This window comes from Diaminobutyricimonas sp. LJ205 (assembly GCF_009755725.1).
Lineage (GTDB): Bacteria > Actinomycetota > Actinomycetes > Actinomycetales > Microbacteriaceae > Ruicaihuangia.
The window spans coordinates 663779-683224 of sequence record NZ_CP046619.1 but is presented as its reverse complement, the minus strand read 5'-3'; the positions used below and the strand labels follow the sequence as shown (position 1 = coordinate 683224).

Annotated in this window: 18 protein-coding genes; 8 read left to right on the top strand and 10 right to left on the bottom strand. The window is 67.1% G+C overall.

From position 1 onward, the window contains the following. The first annotated feature begins 45 nt into the window (after positions 1-45). On the top strand, positions 46-717 hold the full coding sequence (locus tag GO591_RS03310) for a response regulator transcription factor (protein WP_157155508.1): 672 nt from the start codon (positions 46-48) through the stop codon (positions 715-717). 101 nt (positions 718-818) lie between these two features. Here GO591_RS03310 and GO591_RS03305 read toward each other — a convergent pair whose 3' ends face one another. After that, positions 819-1157, bottom strand: coding sequence for a thiamine-binding protein (locus GO591_RS03305; protein WP_157155507.1), 339 nt, complete (start codon positions 1155-1157; stop codon positions 819-821). Between the two features lie 46 nt (positions 1158-1203). Next, entirely contained in the window at positions 1204-2031 is an 828-nt protein-coding gene (locus GO591_RS03300) for an ADP-dependent NAD(P)H-hydrate dehydratase (protein ID WP_157155506.1), read from the bottom strand. A 22-nt stretch (positions 2032-2053) separates the two neighbouring features. On the opposite strand from GO591_RS03300, the gene GO591_RS03295 reads away from it, so the two are divergent. Beyond that, complete coding sequence (locus tag GO591_RS03295; RefSeq protein ID WP_157155505.1) at positions 2054-3118, top strand: NADH:flavin oxidoreductase/NADH oxidase; 1065 nt, start codon at positions 2054-2056, stop codon at positions 3116-3118. A 62-nt stretch (positions 3119-3180) separates the two neighbouring features. On the opposite strand, the gene GO591_RS03290 is transcribed toward GO591_RS03295, so the two are convergent. The 3 genes from GO591_RS03290 to guaB1 form a co-directional block, all read right to left on the bottom strand. Further along, positions 3181-4224 carry a hemolysin family protein gene (locus tag GO591_RS03290; protein ID WP_157155504.1) on the bottom strand — a complete coding sequence of 348 codons (1044 nt, stop codon included), beginning with the start codon at positions 4222-4224 and terminating at the stop codon, positions 3181-3183. Beyond that, on the bottom strand, positions 4221-5540 hold the full coding sequence (locus tag GO591_RS03285; RefSeq protein WP_157155503.1) for a hemolysin family protein: 1320 nt from the start codon (positions 5538-5540) through the stop codon (positions 4221-4223). The genes GO591_RS03290 and GO591_RS03285 overlap by 4 nt, the downstream gene beginning before the upstream one ends. A gap of 344 nt (positions 5541-5884) precedes the next feature. Next, on the bottom strand, positions 5885-7324 hold the full coding sequence (gene guaB1 / locus GO591_RS03280; RefSeq protein WP_157155502.1) for a GMP reductase: 1440 nt from the start codon (positions 7322-7324) through the stop codon (positions 5885-5887). Positions 7325-7458: 134 nt separating this feature from the next. On the opposite strand from guaB1, the gene GO591_RS03275 reads away from it, so the two are divergent. Next, positions 7459-11223 (top strand): multifunctional oxoglutarate decarboxylase/oxoglutarate dehydrogenase thiamine pyrophosphate-binding subunit/dihydrolipoyllysine-residue succinyltransferase subunit, encoded by a 3765-nt coding sequence (locus GO591_RS03275; RefSeq protein ID WP_157155501.1) that lies wholly within the window; start codon positions 7459-7461, stop codon positions 11221-11223. Positions 11224-11307: 84 nt separating this feature from the next. Then, the gene (locus GO591_RS03270) at positions 11308-11790 is read left to right on the top strand and encodes a YdeI/OmpD-associated family protein (RefSeq protein WP_157155500.1); all 483 of its coding nucleotides are present in this window, start codon (positions 11308-11310) and stop codon (positions 11788-11790) included. 23 nt (positions 11791-11813) lie between these two features. On the opposite strand, the gene GO591_RS03265 is transcribed toward GO591_RS03270, so the two are convergent. Together GO591_RS03265 and GO591_RS03260 are read right to left on the bottom strand one after the other, a co-directional pair. Beyond that, positions 11814-12392, bottom strand: a complete 579-nt coding sequence (locus GO591_RS03265; RefSeq protein WP_198295540.1) for a cysteine hydrolase family protein — start codon at positions 12390-12392, stop codon at positions 11814-11816. 69 nt (positions 12393-12461) lie between these two features. Continuing rightward, the gene (locus GO591_RS03260; RefSeq protein WP_157155499.1) at positions 12462-12968 is read right to left on the bottom strand and encodes a MarR family winged helix-turn-helix transcriptional regulator; all 507 of its coding nucleotides are present in this window, start codon (positions 12966-12968) and stop codon (positions 12462-12464) included. Positions 12969-13073: 105 nt separating this feature from the next. Between GO591_RS03260 and GO591_RS03255 the strand changes: the two genes are divergently transcribed. Beyond that, positions 13074-13700 carry an NADPH-dependent F420 reductase gene (locus GO591_RS03255; protein ID WP_157155498.1) on the top strand — a complete coding sequence of 209 codons (627 nt, stop codon included), beginning with the start codon at positions 13074-13076 and terminating at the stop codon, positions 13698-13700. Positions 13701-13792: 92 nt separating this feature from the next. On the opposite strand, the gene GO591_RS03250 is transcribed toward GO591_RS03255, so the two are convergent. Beyond that, entirely contained in the window at positions 13793-14035 is a 243-nt protein-coding gene (locus GO591_RS03250) for a zf-HC2 domain-containing protein (protein WP_157155497.1), read from the bottom strand. Further along, positions 14032-14658 carry a sigma-70 family RNA polymerase sigma factor gene (locus tag GO591_RS03245; protein WP_157155496.1) on the bottom strand — a complete coding sequence of 209 codons (627 nt, stop codon included), beginning with the start codon at positions 14656-14658 and terminating at the stop codon, positions 14032-14034. The genes GO591_RS03250 and GO591_RS03245 overlap by 4 nt, the downstream gene beginning before the upstream one ends. A gap of 85 nt (positions 14659-14743) precedes the next feature. Between GO591_RS03245 and aroA the strand changes: the two genes are divergently transcribed. From aroA to GO591_RS03230, 3 genes are all read left to right on the top strand, one after another. Next, entirely contained in the window at positions 14744-16129 is a 1386-nt protein-coding gene (aroA, locus tag GO591_RS03240) for a 3-phosphoshikimate 1-carboxyvinyltransferase (RefSeq protein WP_157155495.1), read from the top strand. Next, entirely contained in the window at positions 16126-17151 is a 1026-nt protein-coding gene (gene rsgA / locus GO591_RS03235; RefSeq protein ID WP_157155494.1) for a ribosome small subunit-dependent GTPase A, read from the top strand. Before aroA ends, rsgA begins: the two co-directional genes overlap by 4 nt. Before the next feature lie 81 nt (positions 17152-17232). After that, complete coding sequence (locus GO591_RS03230) at positions 17233-17985, top strand: inositol monophosphatase family protein (RefSeq protein WP_370455344.1); 753 nt, start codon at positions 17233-17235, stop codon at positions 17983-17985. Here GO591_RS03230 and GO591_RS03225 read toward each other — a convergent pair. Then, a complete protein-coding gene (locus tag GO591_RS03225; protein WP_157155492.1) occupies positions 17960-19414 on the bottom strand; it encodes an MFS transporter in 1455 nt (484 codons plus the stop codon). The two genes, GO591_RS03230 and GO591_RS03225, sit on opposite strands and share 26 nt — an antisense overlap. Positions 19415-19446: the final 32 nt, after the last annotated feature.

Here is a 19446-nt window from a genome sequence, read left to right as displayed (position 1 = left end):
CTCGGCTGAGCCGATAACCTAATGCAGGAACTAGAGGGGGAACTCGTGTCGGATCCCGGATCAAACATCCGTCTGGCCATTGTCGATGATCACCGCATGCTGCTCGGTGCGCTCACGGAGTGGATCCGGAACGCGGCCAACGACATCGAGATGGTCGCCGCCGTCGCCACCTGGCCTGAGCTGATCGCGCACCCCGACTTCCCGGTCGATGTCGTGCTGCTCGACCTCGACCTCAAGGACAACATCCCGGTGTCGGTGAAGATCTCCGCACTGCGCGGCGCCGGCGTGAAGGTCGTGCTGATGAGCACCTACTCCGAGCCGAACCTGGTGCGCGAGGCACTGGCTGCCGGTGCGCTCGGCTATCTGGTGAAGACCGAGGATGCCTCGATGATCGCCGAGGCGATCCGTGCCGCATACTCCGGTGAGTCATTCGTGTCAGCCGAGCTCGACCTGGCCCTGAACGCCAACACCATCGGCGGTGCCCCGCGGCTGAGTGCCCAGGAGCGCCGGGTGATGGCGCTCTACGGTGGTGGAGAGCCGGTCAAGGCGGTTGCCTACCAGCTGTCGATCTCCGAGGAGACGGCCAAGAGCTACCTGAAGCGGATCCGCGAGAAGTACCGCGTCGCCGGAATAGACGTCGGCACCAAGGTCGCCCTGCGGAAGCGGGCGATCCAGGACGGCATCCTCACGCCGACCGACGGTCCCGCCGCGTTCTAGCGTTTAGCCGCCACCGCGGATCGAGCCTGCCCCGCGGATCGAGCCCTCCCCGCGGATCGAGCCGGTCGAGATCTCGGCAAGCCCGATCAACGGTGAGCAATTTAGTCCGAGCCGCCGGTCGGCGCCTGCGGGTCGTTCTGGCGGTCCAGGGCCGCCTCCAGGCGCTCGACCTTCGCGGTCATCTCGCCGGTGCGTCCGGAACGGATGTCGGCCTTAAGCACCAGCGAAACCCGGGTGCCGTAGCGGCCTGCGGCCTCGGTCGCACGCTTGATGACGTCGAAGACCTCGTCCCACTCCCCCTCGATCGTGGTGAACATCGAGTCGGTCTGATTGGGCAGGCCGGATTCGCGCACCACCTTCACGGCCGCGGCCACTGCGTCGTGCAGTGAGTCTCCCGCGGAGGGGGCGCCGCTCGGGGCGACAGAGAAGGCGACAAGCATGGGATCACTCCTAGATTCGGATGCCTCCAGCCTGACACAACCCCACTCAGCCGGCGATGTCCCGGAGCGCAAGCAGGTCGACGATCGTGGCCGGAATGGCCTCGGCGAGGTCGAGCACCGTGAACGGTCCGCCGCCGCTTGCCCGGGTGGCGGCAAGGCCGTGGATGACGGATGCCGTGGCCGCCAGCCGCGGAAGCACCGCCTTGTCCGCGTGGATGGCGGCGGCGTGCGTGGCGACCAGCGCGCCAAGGATCCCGCCGAGGGCATCCCCTGCGCCCGCAGTCGCCAGCCAGGTCGGCGCCGAGCGCACCTCGAACGCCGCACCGGCCCCCACCACGTAGGTGGTGTGCCCCTTCAGCAGCACAGTGACCGCGAATTCGTCGGCCGCGCGGGTGGCGAACGTCACGGGGTCGGCCGTGACATCCGCCCTGTCCACGCCGAGCAGCAGAGCCAGCTCCCCCGCGTGCGGCGTGAGCACCGTCGGGCCGACCGACTGCGGGACCAGGTCGAGCGCGCCGGCGTCGAGGACCAGCGGAACGCCGGTGTCGATCGCCTCACTCAGCCGGGCGGTGACCGCGCGGTGCCGGTCGGTCTGATCCATGCCGCTGCCGCACAGCCACGCCTGCACCCGGCCGTCGACGGTGACGACCTCGGGTCGTCGGGCAAGCACTAGGCGCCGTGCCCGGCTCGGGCCGAGATAGCGCACCATGCCGACGCCGGTGCGCAGCGCTGCCTCCACCGAGAGCACCGCGGCGCCGGGGTAGGTGACGGACCCGGTCAGCACTCCCAGGACGCCGCGCGAATACTTGTCGTCCTGTTCGGTCGGCACGACGATGAGCTCGGCGGCGTCGACGGCCGTGAACAAGGTGACCATTCATCCACGATAGTTTGAAGCCGTGCATCTGTTCAGCCCCCTGAGCATCCGACAGACCACCCTCCGCAACCGAATCTGGGTGTCACCGATGTGCCAGTACTCGGCGGTTGACGGAATGCCGAACACCTGGCACCTCGTTCATCTGGGCTCGTTCGCCACGGGTGGGGCGGGCCTGATCTTCACCGAGGCCACAGCGGTGCTGCCCGAGGGGCGGATCGCCCCGGAGGACGCCGGCATCTGGAGCGACGCGCACCGGGACGCCTGGGCACCGATCGTGGACTTTGTGCATGCACAGGGTGGCACCATCGGCATGCAGCTTGGCCACGCGGGCCGGAAGGCATCCAGTTACCGGCCGTGGTCACCGGTGCGGGGAACCGTCCCAGCAGCCGAGGGCGGCTGGACGGCGATGGCTCCATCGGCAGTCCCGTTCGGCCGCTACGACACTCCGACGCCGCTCACCCAGGCCCAGGTTGCCGAGGTTGTCGAGGCGTTCCGCCGGGCGGCCAGGCGGGCGCTGGATGCCGGCTTCGACGTGCTCGAGGTGCACGGAGCGCATGGTTACCTGATTCACCAGTTCTTGTCGCCACTCGCGAACGACCGGAACGACGAATACGGCGGCTCGCTCGAGAACCGCGCCCGGCTGCTGCTCGAGGTGGTCGCCGCGGTGCGCGCGGAGGCGGGCGAGAAGGTTCCGCTGTTCGTGCGACTGTCAGCCACCGACTGGGCCGAGGACGGCGGCTGGGATGTGGAGCAGACGTCGATCGTTGCCGGCTGGGCTCAGGCTGCCGGGGCCGATTTCTTCGACGTCTCAACCGGCGGCATCCTCGCCCAGGCGAACATCCCGCTGGAGCCCGGCTACCAGGTTCCGTTCGCCGAGCACGTCAAGTCGGCGGCATCCGTGCCGGTCAGCGCCGTCGGGCTGATCAGCGATCCGCAGCAGGCAAACGAAATCGTCGCCAGCGGCAAGGCGGATGCCGTGATGCTCGCCCGAGCGATGCTGCGAAACCCGCACTTTGCTCTGCAGGCCTCGATCGACCTCGGAGTCGAGATTGACTACTGGCCCGACCAGTACCTGCGGGCGCGGTAACCGCTGATCGCTGATCGCTGGCCGCTGGCCGAGATCTCGACAGGCTCGATCAGCGATAAGGGTCAGCGGCGCCGGGTGGCGTCCTGCACCTCGCCGACGAGTTCCTCGATGATGTCCTCGAGGAACAGCACTCCGCGCGTGTAGCCCTCCTCGTCGAATGCCCTGGCCACGTGCACGCCGTTGCGGCGCATGGTCGCCAGCGCGTCCTCGAGGTCCTGGCCGCGGTAGACCGAGATCAGTTGCCGGATGCGTTTCGGCGGAACCGGCTCGGTGAACTCGTCCTCCTCGAGGTCGATCACGTCCTTGACGTGCAGGTACCCGGTCGGCTCGCCGCTGTCGTCAACCAGGACGTACCGGCTGAATCCGCGGTGGGCGACGGCACGCTCGACATCCGCCGGGGTGGCATCCTCGGGCAGCGTGACGAGCTTGTCCATGCCGAGCGCGACATCCTTCACCTGCTTCTCGGTGAACTCGAACGCGGCAGTGAGCGCTCCAGTGGTGTCGCTGAGCACGCCCTCCCGCGTCGAGGTCTTGACGATGCTCGCCACCTCGTCGAGGGTGAAGGCGCTCGTCGCCTCGCTCTTCGGCTGCACGCGGAACAGCCGCAGCACGCCATTGGCGATCGCGTTGAGGCTGACGATGACCGGCTTGAACACCCGGGCGATGAAGACCAGCGGCGGGGCCAGCAGCAGCGCGGCACGATCAGGCAACGAGAACGCCAGGTTCTTCGGCACCATCTCGCCGAACACCACGTGCAGGTACGACACCAGCAGCAGCGCGATGATGAACGAGACCGTGCCGATCACCTGGGGTGACCAGCCGGTGTACGCGAACGGAATCTCGAGCAGGTGGTGGATCGCCGGTTCCGAGACGTTCAGGATCAGCAGGGAACACACGGTGATGCCGAGCTGACTGGTGGCCAGCATGAGCGTCGCATGCTCCATCGCCCAGAGAGCGGTCTTCGCCGCGCGGGAGCCGGCCTCGGCCTTGGGCTCGATCTGCGAGCGTCGGGCTGAGATCACCGCGAACTCGGCGCCGACGAAGAAAGCGTTCACCAACAGCAGGATGGCGAGCCATCCGATTCCCCACCAGTCGGCGGCGGTCATCGGTTCTCCTCCTGCTCGTCGGCCGGCGTCGGCGTGAAGCGCAGCCGGTCGATACGACGGCCGTCCATGCGTTCGACGCGGAGGATCCCGGCATCGATCTGGACGGTATCGCCGACAATCGGGATGCGCCCGAGCTCACTCATGATGAAGCCGGCGACGGTCTCGTACGGGCCCTCCTCGGGAACGGTGACGCCGGCGCGCTCGCGCAACTCATCCGGGCGCAGGCTGCCGGGGAAGGTGAGCCAGTCGCGGCTGCGCACCACGTCCGGTCGGGACCGGTCATGCTCGTCGGAGACCTCGCCGACCAGTTCCTCGACCAGATCCTCGAGGGTGACGATGCCTGCGGTGCCGCCATATTCGTCGACGACGATGGCCATCTGGTAGCCGCGGCCGCGGACCTCACCGAGCAGCGAGTCGAGCTTGATGGTCTCGGGCACGCGCAACGCGTCGGTCTGCAGTGCGGAGACCGGGACATCCGCCCGCTTCTCACGCGGAACGGCGATCGCCTGCTTGACGTGCACCAGCCCGACCACATCGTCGATGCCGTCGTCGGTGACCGGGAAGCGGGAGAAACCCGTCTTGCGGGTCAGCTCGATCACCATTTCGGCGCTGTCCGCCCGGCGGACACTGTGCACCCGCGGCCGCGGGATCATCACGTCGCTCGCGGTGTGGTCGGAGAACGCCAGGGTGCGCGCGAGCAGGGTTGCCGTGTCCGCCTCAAGACTGCCCTGGGTCGCGGATCGGCGCACCAGTGAGCTGAGTTCCTCGGCGGTGCGGGCACCGCTGAGTTCTTCCTTCGGCTCAACGCCCATCGCGCGGAGGATGCCGTTCGCGGTGTTGTTCAACAACGCCACAGCCGGTTTGAAGACGAAGGTGAACGCCGCCTGGAACGGGATGACGATCTTGGCCGTGGCCAGCGGCAGCGCCAGCGCGAAGTTCTTCGGCACCAGTTCGCCGATGATCATGGAGAGCAGCGTCGCGATCGTCACCGCGACGATCGCCCCTACGCCGGGCACGATCGACTCGGGCAGGCCGACCGCGAGGAGCGGGCCGCGCAGCAGGCTGCTGAACGCCGGTTCCAGTGTGTAGCCGGTGAGCAGCGTGGTGATGGTGATGCCGAGCTGTGCGCTCGACAGGTGCGTCGAGGTGATCTTGAGCGCGGCGATAGTCATGCCGAGGCGCGTTTCGCCGCGCGCCTGACGTGCTTCGAGGTCCGCCCGGTCGAGGTTCACCAAGGAGAACTCGGAGGCGACGAACAAGCCGGTGCCGATGGTCAACACGGTGCCGATGAGCAGCAGGAGCAGCTCAGTTGGCATGCCGACCTCCGCTCACCGGCTGGCGATGATGAGCGGGTGCGGCCTCGTCGGAGGCTTCCTGCTCAAGGGAGGGCGCTGGCGTACTAGACGGAGGGTCATCCATGATCCGACGATTATAGCCAGCCGACGGCCGGGCGCTGCTGAGAGCGCGGGCAGGAGGCCGGGGCGTGCACGATCGGCCAGCTTCCGCTGCATTCAGCAGGACTTTCTGACAGGCCTCCGGCGTGTCATGCGATCCGGTGGCAGCGTTTCGGTAGAAAGTCCTGCGGAATGATGATCGACACCGATAACCCGCACTTCTCCCCCGAGACCCTGGCTGAGCTCGCCGCCGATGACGTTGATCGCTACCAGGAGACCGGCAGCGCCTTGCCCTCCTCATAGCCCGACGCCGACTGCAGCCCGACCAGGGCCCGCTCGCGGAACTCCGGCAGCGTCGCGGCACCGGCGTAGGTAAAGGAGGAGCGCACTCCCGAGGTGATCATGTCGAGCAGGTCCTCCACCGACGGACGCAACGGGTCGATGTAGATCCGCGAGCTGGAGATGCCTTCGGCGAACAGCTTCTTGCGGGCCAGCTCGTAGGCATCCAGCCGGGCGAATCGTTCCTTGACCGCTCGAGTGGACGCCATCCCCCAGCTCTCCTTGTACAGGCGACCCTCGCCGTCGGTCTCGAGGGTGCCCGGCGCCTCGATGGTGCCGGCAAACCAGGAACCGATCATCACGGATGCCGCGCCCGCAGCCAGCGCGAGTGCCACGTCGCGCGGGTAGCGCACCCCGCCGTCCGCCCAGACGTGGGCACCGACCTCGCGGGCGGCCTCCGCCGTTTCGAGGACGGCCGAGAACTGCGGACGCCCGACGGCGGTCATCATCCGGGTGGTGCACATCGCGCCCGGGCCGACACCCACCTTGAGGATCGATGCCCCCGCGTCGACGAGATCGGCGACCCCGTCCGAGGTGACGATGTTGCCGGCGACCAGCGGGATGCCGAGATCGAGCTCGGCGACGGCACGCAGCGCGCGGAGCATCCCCTCCTGATGGCCGTGCGCCGTGTCGATGACGAGAACGTCGACACCCGCGGCGGCAAGCGCCTTCGCCTTCTCGGCGGCATCCCCGTTGATACCGATCGCGGCGGCCACCTTGAGTCGGCCGGCACCGTCGACCACCGGCCGGTATAGCGTTCCGCGCAGCGCGCTCGTGCGGCTGAGCGTGCCGACCACCTGGCCATGCCGCATGACCGGGGCGAAGTCGATCTCCGCCTCGACCATGAGGTCGAACGCGGCGCGCGGGTCACTGACATCCTCGACATCGATCGCGGTGAGCGAGCCACGCACCAGGTCGCCGAGCTGAGCGTCCGATCCGGCATGCGCCAGTTGCGCCGCCGGCAGGCAGCCGACGTACTCGCCGTGCTGGTCACGCAGCACCAGTCCCTGTCCGTCGATCGCCGGCAGCCAGCGCAACGCCTCTTCGACGGTGTCCTCCGGCCGGAACACCAGCGGGGTGTCGCAGTACACGGGCTGCTCCTTGACCCAGCGGATCGCGGCGTCCAGCTCCTGCAGCGGAGTGTCCTGCGGCAGCACGCCGAGTCCACCGCGACGGGCGAGCGTTGCGGCCAGGCGCGGGCCGGTGACCGAGTTCATGTTTGCCGACACGATCGGGATGGTCGCCCCGGTGCCGTCATCGGGAGCGAGCGAGACCGAAAGACGACTGGCGACGTCCGATCGGCTCGGCACCAGGAACACATCGGAATAGGTCAGATCAAAGCTCGGCTCTTCACCGTAAAACTGCATGAAATTAACGCTAGCCCTCAATCCGTCCGGTCGGCAGCCGCGATCCGAACCGAATAGGCTTATCACCGGTGTGACCATCGTCGGTCACTCCCGGAATCCTGCAAGACGTGAATTGTGAGAGTGGGCGGTCGGCTGTGTCAAGCCAAGTGGCCGGACTGGTACCCGGGGACGGTTCCTCGGGCGAGTTCGGGGCGAACGAATGGCTCGTTGATGCGATGTACGAACAGTACGTCGCAGACAAGAACTCCGTGGACAAGGAGTGGTGGCCAATTCTGGAGAATTATCGGCCCACTGCTTCCGGCGATCAGACGGATGCCGCCGCCGAACAGGCCACCGGCGGCGAGCCGCAGATTCCGGCCGAGGTGACCGCCGAAGCCGCCACGCCGGCCGAGCCCGCTGAGCCCGCGACCACCACCGGCAGCACCCCGATCGCGAAGACCACCTCGGTGCAGCCGAAGCCGCAGCCGATTCCGGCTCAGGCACCGGAGGCGGCGCCGACGGCGGCTGCCGCTCCCACCGAAGAGCCGCAGGATGTGGTCGCCCCGCTCCGTGGCGTGGCCAAGACCGTCGCGACCAACATGGACGCCAGCCTCACCGTTCCGACGGCGACCAGCGTGCGCACCATCCCGGCCAAGCTGATGATCGACAACCGGATCGTCATCAACAACCACATGAAGCGTGCCCGCGGCGGCAAGGTGTCGTTCACGCACCTGATCGCCTGGGCGATGGTGCAGGCGCTCAAGGAGTTCCCCAGCCAGAACGTCTACTACGACGAGGTCGACGGCAAGCCGTCGGTCGTCACGCCGGCGCACATCAACCTCGGCATCGCGATCGACCTGCCCAAGCCGGATGGCTCGCGCACCCTCGTGGTGCCTGGCATCAAGCGCGCCGACACCATGGGCTTCGGCGAGTTCCTCGCCGCCTATGAGGATGTCGTCAAGCGCGCCCGCGACAACAAGCTGACCCTTGAGGACTACAAGGGCAACACGATCTCGCTGACCAACCCGGGCGGCATCGGCACCGTGCACTCGGTGCCGCGTCTGATGAAGGGCGCCGGGTGCATCATCGGCGCCGGTGCACTGGAGTACCCGGCCGAGTTCCAGGGCTCCTCGCCGCAGACCCTCGCCGAACTCGGCATCGGCAAGACGATCACCCTGACCAGCACCTACGACCACCGCGTCATCCAGGGTGCCGGCTCCGGCGAGTACCTGAAGAAGGTGCACGAGCTGCTGATCGGCCAGAACGGGTTCTACGAGGGCATCTTCGCCGCGCTGCGCATTCCGTACGCCCCGATCCACTGGGCCGCCGACATCCGTGTCGACGTTGCCGAGCGCATCGACAAGACCGCTCGCGTGCAGGAGCTGATCAATTCGTTCCGGGTTCGCGGCCACATGATGGCGGACATCGACCCGCTCGAGTACCAGCAGCGCACTCACCACGACCTCGACATCGCCAGCCACGGCCTCACCTTCTGGGACCTGGACCGCGAGTTCGTCACCAACGGTTTCGGTGGCAAGCGGGTCATGCCGCTGCGCGACATCCTCGGCGTGCTCCGCGACTCGTACTGCCGCACCATCGGCATCGAGTACATGCACATCCAGGACCCGACCCAGCGCAAGTGGTTCCAGGACCAGCTGGAGAAGAAGTACGAGAAGCCGACGCACGACGAGCAGATGCGTGTGCTCGGCAAGCTCAACGAAGCCGAGGCGTTCGAGACCTTCCTGCAGACCAAGTACGTCGGGCAGAAGCGCTTCAGCCTCGAGGGCGGCGAGTCGACCATCGCATTGCTCGACGAGATCCTGCAGGGTGCCGCCGAGGCCGGCCTCGACGAGGTCGCCATCGGCATGGCCCACCGCGGCCGTCTGAACGTGCTGACCAACATCGCCGGCAAGACCTACGGTCAGATCTTCCGCGAGTTCGAAGGCACCCAGGACCCGCGTACCGTGCAGGGCTCCGGCGATGTGAAGTACCACCTCGGCACCGAGGGCACCTTCAAGGCCGCCTCCGGCAAGGAGATCCCGGTCTACCTGGCCGCTAACCCGTCGCACCTCGAAGCCGTCGACGGCGTGCTCGAGGGCATCGTCCGCGCCAAGCAGGACCGCAAGCCGGTCGGCTCGTTCACGGTGCTGCCGATCCTGGTGCACGGCGACGCCGCGATGGCCGGTCAGGGCATCGTGGTCGAGACCCTGCAGATGTCGCAGCTGCGCGGTTACCGCACCGGCGGCACCATCCACTTGGTCATCAACAACCAGGTCGGCTTCACCACCCCTCCCGGCGAGGGCCGCAGCTCGATCTACTCGACCGATGTCGCGAAGACCATCCAGGCACCGATCTTCCACGTCAACGGCGATGACCCGGAGTCCGTGGTGCGGGTGGCCGAGCTGGCGTTCAAGTACCGCCAGGAGTTCAAGCGCGACGTCGTCATCGATCTCGTCTGCTACCGCCGTAGGGGCCACAACGAGGGCGACGACCCCTCGATGACGCAGCCGCTGATGTACAACCTGATCGAGGCCAAGCGCTCCGTGCGGACGCTGTACACCGAGGCCCTCGTCGGCCGCGGTGACATCACCGCCGAGGAGTACGAGGCCGCGCACCGCGACTTCCAGGACCGCCTGGAGCGCGCCTTCGCCGAGACGCACGCCGCTCAGACCGGCTCGATCCCGGTAGTGAGCGGCGACACCGGCGCGGTGGGCGACCTGGAGCGGCCCGAGTCGCAGCAGGATGACAGCGCCGGCGAACCGGAGACCACCGGTGTCGATGAGAGCGTCATCCAGCTGATCGGTGACGCACACGACAACCCGCCCGCCGGGTTCACCGTGCACAACAAGCTGCAGCAGATGTTGAAGAAGCGCGTCGAGATGAGCCGCAACGGCGGCGTCGACTGGGGCTTCGGCGAGTTGCTGGCGCTTGGTTCGCTGCTGCTGGAAGGCACTCCGGTGCGTCTGGCCGGTCAGGACGCCCGCCGCGGCACCTTCGTGCAGCGCCACGCGATCCTGCACGACCGCGTGAACGGGCAGGAGTGGCTGCCGCTTGGAAATCTCGCTGACAACCAGGCTCGGTTCTGGGTGTACGACTCGCTGCTCAGCGAGTACGCGGCGATGGGCTTCGAGTACGGCTACTCGGTCGAACGCGCCGACGCCCTCGTGCTGTGGGAGGCGCAGTTCGGCGACTTCGCCAACGGCGCGCAGACTGTCATCGACGAGTTCATCTCGAGCGCCGAACAGAAGTGGGGCCAGCGCTCCAGCGTGGTGCTGCTGCTCCCCCACGGCTACGAAGGCCAGGGCCCGGACCACTCGTCCGCCCGCATCGAGCGCTTCCTGCAGCTTGCGGCGGAGGACAACATGACCATCGCCCGCCCGTCGACCCCGGCGTCGTACTTCCACCTGCTGCGCCGTCAGGCTTACGCCCGGCCGCGCCGCCCGCTGGTGGTATTCACGCCGAAGGCGATGCTGCGTCTGCGCGGCGCGACCAGCGAGGTCGCCGACTTCACGTCGGGCCGCTTCGAGCCGGTGATCGACGACGCCCTCGTCACCGACAAGGCTGCTGTGAAGCGCGTGCTGCTGCACGCCGGCAAGCTGCACTACGACCTCAAGACCGAGGTCGAGAAGCGCGGCCAGACGGATGTCGCCCTCGTGCGTCTCGAGCAGTACTACCCGCTGCCCGCCGCCCAGTTGACCGCGGTGCTCGATGAGTACCCGAACGCTGAGGTCATGTGGGTGCAGGAGGAGCCGGAGAACCAGGGCGCCTGGCCGTTCATCGGTCTGGAACTGCCGCGCCACCTCGGTGGCCGTGCGCTGTCGGTGTCGTCGCGTCCGGCGTCGGCGTCGCCCGCGACCGGTTCCAACAAGCGCAGCGCACAGGAGCAGACGGCTCTCATCGAGAAGGCCCTGACCCTGTAGGCATCCGCCACCTGCTCGACGCCCGTCCTCGCCTCACGGCCAGGGCGGGCGTCGTGCTTTTCGCCGCCTCGCTAGCATTTCGGCATGGTCAATTACCGAAACCCGGGCGTGCTGAGCTTTGATGCGGTGATCCAGCGAGCGGATGTCTCGGGATCGTCCGCGTTCGTGGAGTTCCCGTTCTCGGTGTCCGACCTGTTCGGGGTGAGGGGCCGGGTGCCGGTCACCGCGCGATTCGATGGGCATCCGTATCGCGGGTCACTGGTCAACTACGGCGGACCGCATCTCATCCTCGTGCGCAGCGACGTGCAGCGCGCGATCGGCAAGGCCGCCGGCGACTCGGTGCACGTGGAGATTGAGCTCGACACGGCGGAACGGATCGTCGACCTCGATCCAGACGAGACCACGGCGCTGACGGATGCCGGACTGCTCGACGCCTTCCGCAGCATGCCGTACTCGCATCAGCGTGAGTACCACCTCTGGATCAGCGAGGCCAAGCGGGCCGAGACCCGTGAGTCGCGAATCGAGAAGATGCTGCCGCTGGTCGCCGAAAAGAAGAAGCTGAAGTAGCGGCCCTCACCGAGATCCTTGCGTCACGCTGCTGCCGACGTGCTCGCCCGCTGCGCCGTGGTGACGATCGTGGCGAAACCGCGTGCGCCGAGGATGCTCTCGGTCCGGCGCATCAATTCCTCGCCCGATACCGCCGCGTATGTCTCTCCCGACGCGATGCCGGATGTCGTGGTGGCATCGGTGACGAATTCGACGTCGAAGCCGAGGTCACTCGCCATCCGAGCAGTCGTCTCGCAACACTGCTCGGTGCGGATGCCACAAATCACGACTCGACGGATGCCGTGCTGCGTCAACCGCTCCTGCAGATTGGTCGTTGTGAACGCGCTGACCGAGGTCTTCGTCAGCTGAGCCTCACTCTCGAGAGGCTCAAGTTCGGACACCACCCGAACGAAACCGAGGTCCGGATCGAACACGCCACCTGTCCCGGGTTCCGCGTGGGTGACCCACACGATCTGGTCACCGACGGAGCGCGCGTGAGCCACCAGCCGGGAGATGTTGGCCAGCACCTGCGGATTCGCCGTTTGCGCCCAGTCATCCGATCGCTGGCGGAAGGACTCTTGGGCATCGATCACGAGCAGGGCTGTGTCGGTTGGGTCTGTCATGAATTCATCATGGCGGCGCACTTCATGCCCAGGGAAGGCAGCAAACTGCCAACAATCGGAACGATCCGGTCAGCGGGAGCCTGGGCGCAGGATCTGGCCGGGAATCTCGTCGGGGGCCAGCACCTCGAGCATCGCGGCACTGATCTCGTACAGCTGAGTGATCTGCTCGGCTGAAAGCCGGTCGAACAGGTTCTCCACCACGGTCGTGACATGGCCGGGAGCCGCCTCGACCAGGGCGCCGCGGCCCTCATCGGTGAGGCAGGCGTAACTCACTCGCTTGTCCTTCGGGTCGGCGTCGCGCCGCAGCCAGCCCAGACCCTCGAGCTTGGTCACCGCGTGCGAGAGACGGCTGGACGAGATTTTCAGCACGTCGGCAAGCTCGGTCATCCGAACACCGCCCTCGGGTGACTCCGAGAGCATCGCGAGAATCATGTAGTACGCGTGCGGCATCCCGGAATCGCGCTGCAACTGCCGGTCGAGCTCTTCCTGCAGGCGCGCGGACGCCACGAGGTACGCGCGCCAGGCGCGCTGCTCATCGTCGGTCAGCCAGCGGAACGGGCGCTCGGAATCGGTCATGTCGACCAGTCTAGCAAAGTACTTGAACATTCAGTTGAATGCCCGTATAGTTCTACTTAGTTCAACGTTCAACCTTTGAACATTCAACTAAATCGAAGGAACACTATGACCTCGATCAGCATCCTTGGCGCCGGCAACGTCGCCCGTGGAATCGCCACCCGCGCCGTCGCCGCCGGTTACGACGTCCAGCTCCTCGTCCGCGACGAGAGCAAGGGCCAGGCGCTCGCGAGTGACCTGAACGGCACCGTCACCGTGTCGCCGCTCACCGGTCCCGCAACCGGCGACCTGGTCTTCATCGCTCTCCCCTACAGCGCCATCGCCGACGCCCTGGCCGGCCTCGGCTCGCTCGAGGGAAAGATCGTCGTCGACGCGTCGAACCCGATCAAGGATGACTTCAGCGGTGTCGCGGTCGCGCCCGGCACCTCCGGCGCCGAGACGATTGCGGCCAGCGTGCCCGGCGCAGCGGTCGTGAAGGCCTTCAACACGATCTTCGCGGGCAACGTCGCCGCCGGCGGCGAGTACCAGCTCGACCTGTTCGTCGCAGGTGACGACGCCGAGGCGAAGGCCGCGGTCACCGCGTTCGGCGAAGCCACCGGCTTCCGCGTCATCGACACCGGTGCGCTCGCCCAGTCCGCGGTGCTCGAAGGACTCGCCTGGATGCACATCCAGCTGCAGTTCTCGCGCGGCACCGAATTCCAGTCGGCGATCGTGCTGCTCGACAAGGTCGCGTAGCCCGCTGGCAACAGAAACGGCGGCGTCCTCCTTGGAGGGCGCCGCCGTTTTGCGTCTATTAGGTCCGCAAACTCAGCGAACCGGTCGGCAGCCTATTTCGAGATCTGAAGTTCCAGCAGTCGAGCATGCACCGCGGCGCGCAACTCTTCAGGCGCCTTCTCCTGGCACACCTCGCGAACCTTGCGGGTGAGTGTCATCCCGACCAGGTGTTCATACGAGCAGTTCTCGCAGTGAGCGAGGTGCTCCGAGACATCCCGGAAGTCCTCGTCGCTCAACTCGCGGTGCAGGTACTCTTCGAGCTCTGCGCGAGCCTTTTCACATCCGCAATCAGTCATTTCCTGCTCCTGCCGCTCGCGGCGATCCCTCGCTCGGCCGCGTAGTCTGCCAATCGCTCACGCAGCATCCGTCGGCCGCGGTGCAGGCGGCTCATGACGGTTCCAGTGGGCGTCTTCATAATGTCGGCTATCTCCTGGTAGGAGAAGCCCTCGACGTCGGCCAGGTAGACGGCCAGACGGAAGTCTTCGGGTATGTCTTGCAAGGCATCCTTGACCGCACCGGACGGCATCCGGTCGATCGCCTCGGCCTCGGCAGAACGCGACGAGGTCGCCGTGGCTGACTCGGCACCGCCGATCTGCCAATCCTCGAGCTCGTCGATCGTGCCCCGATACGGGTCACGCTGCTTCTTGCGGTAGGTGTTGATGAACGTGTTCGTCAGGATCCGGTACAGCCAGGCCTTCAGGTTCGTGCCCTGCTTGAACTGGCTGAACGCGGCAAATGCCTTGACGAAGGTCTCCTGGACAAGATCCGCGGCGTCGGCCGGGTTCTTCGTCATGCGCATGGCCGCTGCGTACAGCTGGTCCATGAACGGCAAAGCCTGCTCTTCGAACAGGTCTCTCGTCTCACTGGCGGAGGGTTCGATGCTGGGGGCTTGGACGATCTCGTCCGGTGTTTCGTCCATCAGCGGCCAGTCTAGAACCGGTGCATGTGAGGCCATCACCTAAGGATCTCCGTTCGCCGAGCAAGTGCCGATACATTGGTAACCAATGCACGTGTTCAGGTATTCCAACCCCGAATTCAATCCGTACGGGGACGACGTTCCAACAGATGCCACCGCCCCGGGTCCTTGGCGCGCGCCCACGGCCACCGGTCCCCTGTCGGCGTCCCTCCAACTGCCCGGATCGAAGAGCCTGACCAACCGGGAACTCGTGCTCGCGGCGATCGCCGATGGCCCGTCGACCCTGCGCTGGCCCCTCCATTCACGCGACAGTGCGCTGATGGTGCAGGCGCTCAAGGCCCTGGGCACCCAGATCGATGAGGTCGATGGCGACGGCGCCTACGGCCCGAACCTGCGGATCACCCCAGCCGAGGAGATGCAGGGCGGGGTTTCCATCGACTGCGGCCTCGCCGGTACGGTCATGCGGTTCATGCCGCCGCTGGCTGCGCTTGCGCTCGGCCCGGTGTCCTTCGACGGTGACGAGCACGCCCGCAAGCGGCCGATGCGCCCGGTGCTGAACGCGCTGCGCGACCTGGGCGTCGACGTGAACGACGACGGCCGCGGTGCCCTGCCATTCAGCCTGTACGGCATGGGGACGGTCGACGGTGGCGAGTTGGCCATCGACGCCAGTGCGTCCAGCCAGTTCGTCTCCGGCCTGCTGCTCGCGGCCCCGCGGTTCACCCATGGGCTCACGCTGCGGCACACCGGCGAGCGGCTGCCGAGCCTGCCGCACATCGAGATGACCCTGCACTGCCTGCGCGCCCGTGGCATCAGCGCCGCGAGCCCGGAGCCGGGTGTCTGGGTCGTCGAGCCTGGGCCGATCGCCGCCCTGGATCTCACCATCGAACCCGACCTGTCCAATGCGGCACCATTCCTTGCCGCCGCGCTCGTCGCCGGGGGAACCGTCACGATTCAGGGCTGGCCGGATGCCACCACCCAGGTCGGTGCTGACCTCGAGCATCTGCTGCCACAGTTCGGCGCATCCGTCACCCGCAATGGCGACGACCTCACCATCGACGGCGGAGCCGGCCTGGTCGGCGGCAAGCCGATCCGCGCGGTCGACCTCGACCTCTCCACCGGCGGTGAACTGGCCCCCGCACTGGTCGCTCTCGCGGCCCTGGCCGACGGCCGCAGCAGCATCACCGGGATCGGGCATCTGCGCGGCCACGAGACCGACCGGCTGGCGGCGCTGACTGCCGAGATCAACGCCCTCGGCGGGCGGGTCACCGAACTCGACGACGGGCTCGTGATCGAGCCGCAGCCGCTGCGCGGCGGACTCTGGCACGCCTACGCCGATCACCGGATGGCGACCGCTGGCGCGATCATCGGTCTCGCAGTGGACGGGGTCGACATCGACGACATCGCCTCAACCGGCAAGACGCTGCCGCAGTTCCCCGAACTGTGGCGCGGCCTGCGGGAGTCGCCTCTGCCATGAGCTGGCTCACCGACGACGATGACGCGGACGAACCGTACTCCGAGTACGACGAGACGAGCTACAAGGCCAGGCCGAACCCCAAGGCAAACCGGCCGCGCACGAAAACACGACCGGAGCACGGCAATGCCGTGGCCGGTCGGGTGCTCACCGTCGACCGTGGCCGCTACGGCGTTCTCGTCGATGAGGGCGGCGCCGACGAACACGCCCTGACCGCCGCCCGCGCTCGCGAACTGGGCAAGAAGTCAGTGGTGACCGGCGATGTGGTCGACCTGGTCGGCGACACCAGCGGGGCCGAGGGCAGCCTCGCCCGGATCGTTCGCCTGCAGGAGCGCTCCACGCTGCTGCGCCGAAGCGCCGACGACACCGACGCGGTCGAGCGGGTGATCGTCGCGAACGCCGACCAGATGCTCATCGTCGTCGCCGCGGCGAACCCCGAACCGCGCCCCCGGCTGGTGGACCGTTACCTGGTGGCCGCCTACGACGCGGGGATCACCCCGCTGCTGGTGGTGACGAAGACGGATATCGCCGACCCGACATCCTTCCTGGCGAACTTCGCCGGACTCGGTCTCACCGTGTTCACCAGCAACCTCGGCGACCCGCCGCTGGACGAGATCGCCCGAGCCCTCGACGGGCACCGCACCGTCGCGGTCGGTCATTCCGGGGTCGGCAAGTCGACGCTCGTGAACGCCCTGGTTCCCGGCGCTGACCGGGCAATCGGGCATGTGAACGTGGTCACCGGACGGGGGCGTCACACCTCGTCGTCGACGGTGTCGCTCAAGGTTCCGACCGGCGGTTGGATCATCGACACGCCCGGCGTTCGCTCGTTCGGCCTCGGGCACATCAACCCCGACAACATCCTGCGCGCCTTCACCGACCTGGCTGAGATTGCCGAGGACTGCCCGCGCGGCTGCACGCATCTGCCGGATGCCCCGGACTGCGCGATCGCCGAAGCGGTCGAGGCAGGCAAGGCCAGCCGTGAGCGGTACGACTCCGCACAACGGCTGCTCACCACCCTCGCCTAGAAGCGCCGGGGCCGCCCGCGCAACTACGCTGGCTTGGTGACCCAGTACTCCCTCAGCGACGACCTCGCGTTTGCACTTGCGATGGCGGGCGAAGCCGACCTCATCAGCCTCGACCGCTTCCTCGCAGCCAACCTCGACGTACGGCTCAAGGCCGACAACACCCACGTCACCGACGCCGATACGCGCGTGGAGAAGCTGCTGCGCGAGCATATTGCCGAGTCCCGGCATGGCGACGGCATCCTCGGCGAGGAGTACGGAGTCGAAGGGGAATCCTCACGACAGTGGATCATCGATCCGATCGATGGCACGGCGAACTTCTTGCGCGGGGTGCCGATCTGGGGCACCCTCATCGCACTCGCCGTCGACGGTGAGCCGGTCCTCGGCGTGGTCAGCAGCCCCGCACTTGGCAAGCGCTGGTGGGCGGCTCGCGGCGACGGCGCGTGGGTCAAGACCAACGGCGACAGCCAACCGCGACGGCTGCGCGTGAGCGACGTCGAAACGCTGGCCAACGCCAACATCAGCTTCAACCGGCTTCAAGGCTGGGATGAGTTCGGCCGGCTGGACCAGGTGATCGAACTCACTCGCACGGTTTGGCGCGAGCGGGGCATCGGCGACATGTGGTCATACATGCTGCTCGCCGAGGGGGCGATCGACCTGGTCAGCGAACCGGATCTGAAGCCCTACGACATGGCGGCGCTGATTCCGATCATCGAAGAAGCCGGTGGCCGGTTCACATCCATCGACGGCGAGCCCGGACCCTGGCACGGCAGCGCCCTGGCCACCAACGGCCTGCTGCACGAGGCTGCGCTCAACGCGCTCGCCGCACGCTCCTGAGATCAAGCGCGGCGAACACCGCCGCCATCAGCAGCAGGGCGATGCCGACCAGCAGTCCACTGCGGAACGCGTCGCTGTATACGCCCGCCTGATCCGCAGCATCCCGCTCGCGGAAGATCGTCGAGAAAAAGATCGATGATCCGGCAGCCACTCCGATCGCCGTACCGACCCGTTGCGCGACCTGTGCCACCGAGCCGGCGACGCCACCCTGCGTGACCGGGACCTCGGACAGCGTGATGGTCTGGTTCGGCGAGATGATGAGGCCGCCGCCGAAACCGGCGAAGAGCATCGCCGCGGCGATGAGCAAGGGCACCGCGTCCTTCGGCGCGTACTCGGCAATCGGCAGGCAGAGCGCGAATCCGCCGGCGGCAAGCAAGGCGCCGAGGAGCACCAGGCTGCGTCCGAAACGGTTCACGAGACGCCCGCCGAGCCAGGATGCCACGGCCGAGGCCAGCGCGAACGGGATGCTCACCATACCCGCGATGACCGGCGAGAAGCCAAGGCCGTCCTGCACGAACAGCACGATGAGCAGGAACATCGCGGGCGCGCCTGCGAAGTAGGCCAGGCCGATCAGAAGGCCGTTGCGGTAGGACGACAGCTTGAACAGGGCGAACTGCACAACCGGTGACTTGCCCTGGGCGAGATAGCGCCGTTCCCACCAGACGAACACGGCTGAGCCAAGCACGAACCCGATCAGCCAGTACCAGCGGTTGGGGTTGTCGTCCGGCCCGCCGGTGGTCAGCACGAACGGCAGCATCAGGCAGAACGTGGCAATCGCGATCAGCAGGATGCCGACGAGGTCAAGCTGGGTGCGGGTACCCTCATGCGTCTGCTGGGCGGGCAGCAGTCGCAGGGCGAAGATCAACGCGAGCACGCCGAGCGGTACGTTCATCCAGAACAGCAGGCGCCAGCCATCCGTCTCACCGCCGATCGCGATCAGCACGCCACCGAGTGTCGGGCCGATGGCCGTGGAGATGCCGATGATCGCGCCGAACATGCCGAACGCGCGACCGCGAGCGGGACCCTGGAACAGTTGCTGGATGAGCCCGAGCACCTGGGGCATCTGAATTCCGGCAGCGGCACCCTGCAGCAGGCGACCGATCACTAGGGTCTCGATGTTCGGGGCGAGCGCGCAGAGCAGGCTCGCGAGGGTGAACGCGCTGAGGCCGATCACGAACATCATCTTGCGCGAATGGATGTCTCCCAGTCGCCCTGAGGGCACCAGCAGCAGTCCGAAAGCGAGGGCATAGCCGGCGACAATGAGCTGCAACTCGGTCGATCCGCCGTGCAGTGAATGCTCAATGGTGGGCAGACCGACGTTGATCTTGGAGATGTCGAGGATCGTCAGCGCTGCCACGGCGACGCAGATGGCGAACGCCTCCCACCGGACACGATCTGAATGGGCCTGAGGTGCGGAGGAATCAGCCATACGGTGCCGAGTCTAATGCCGGACACGAGCGG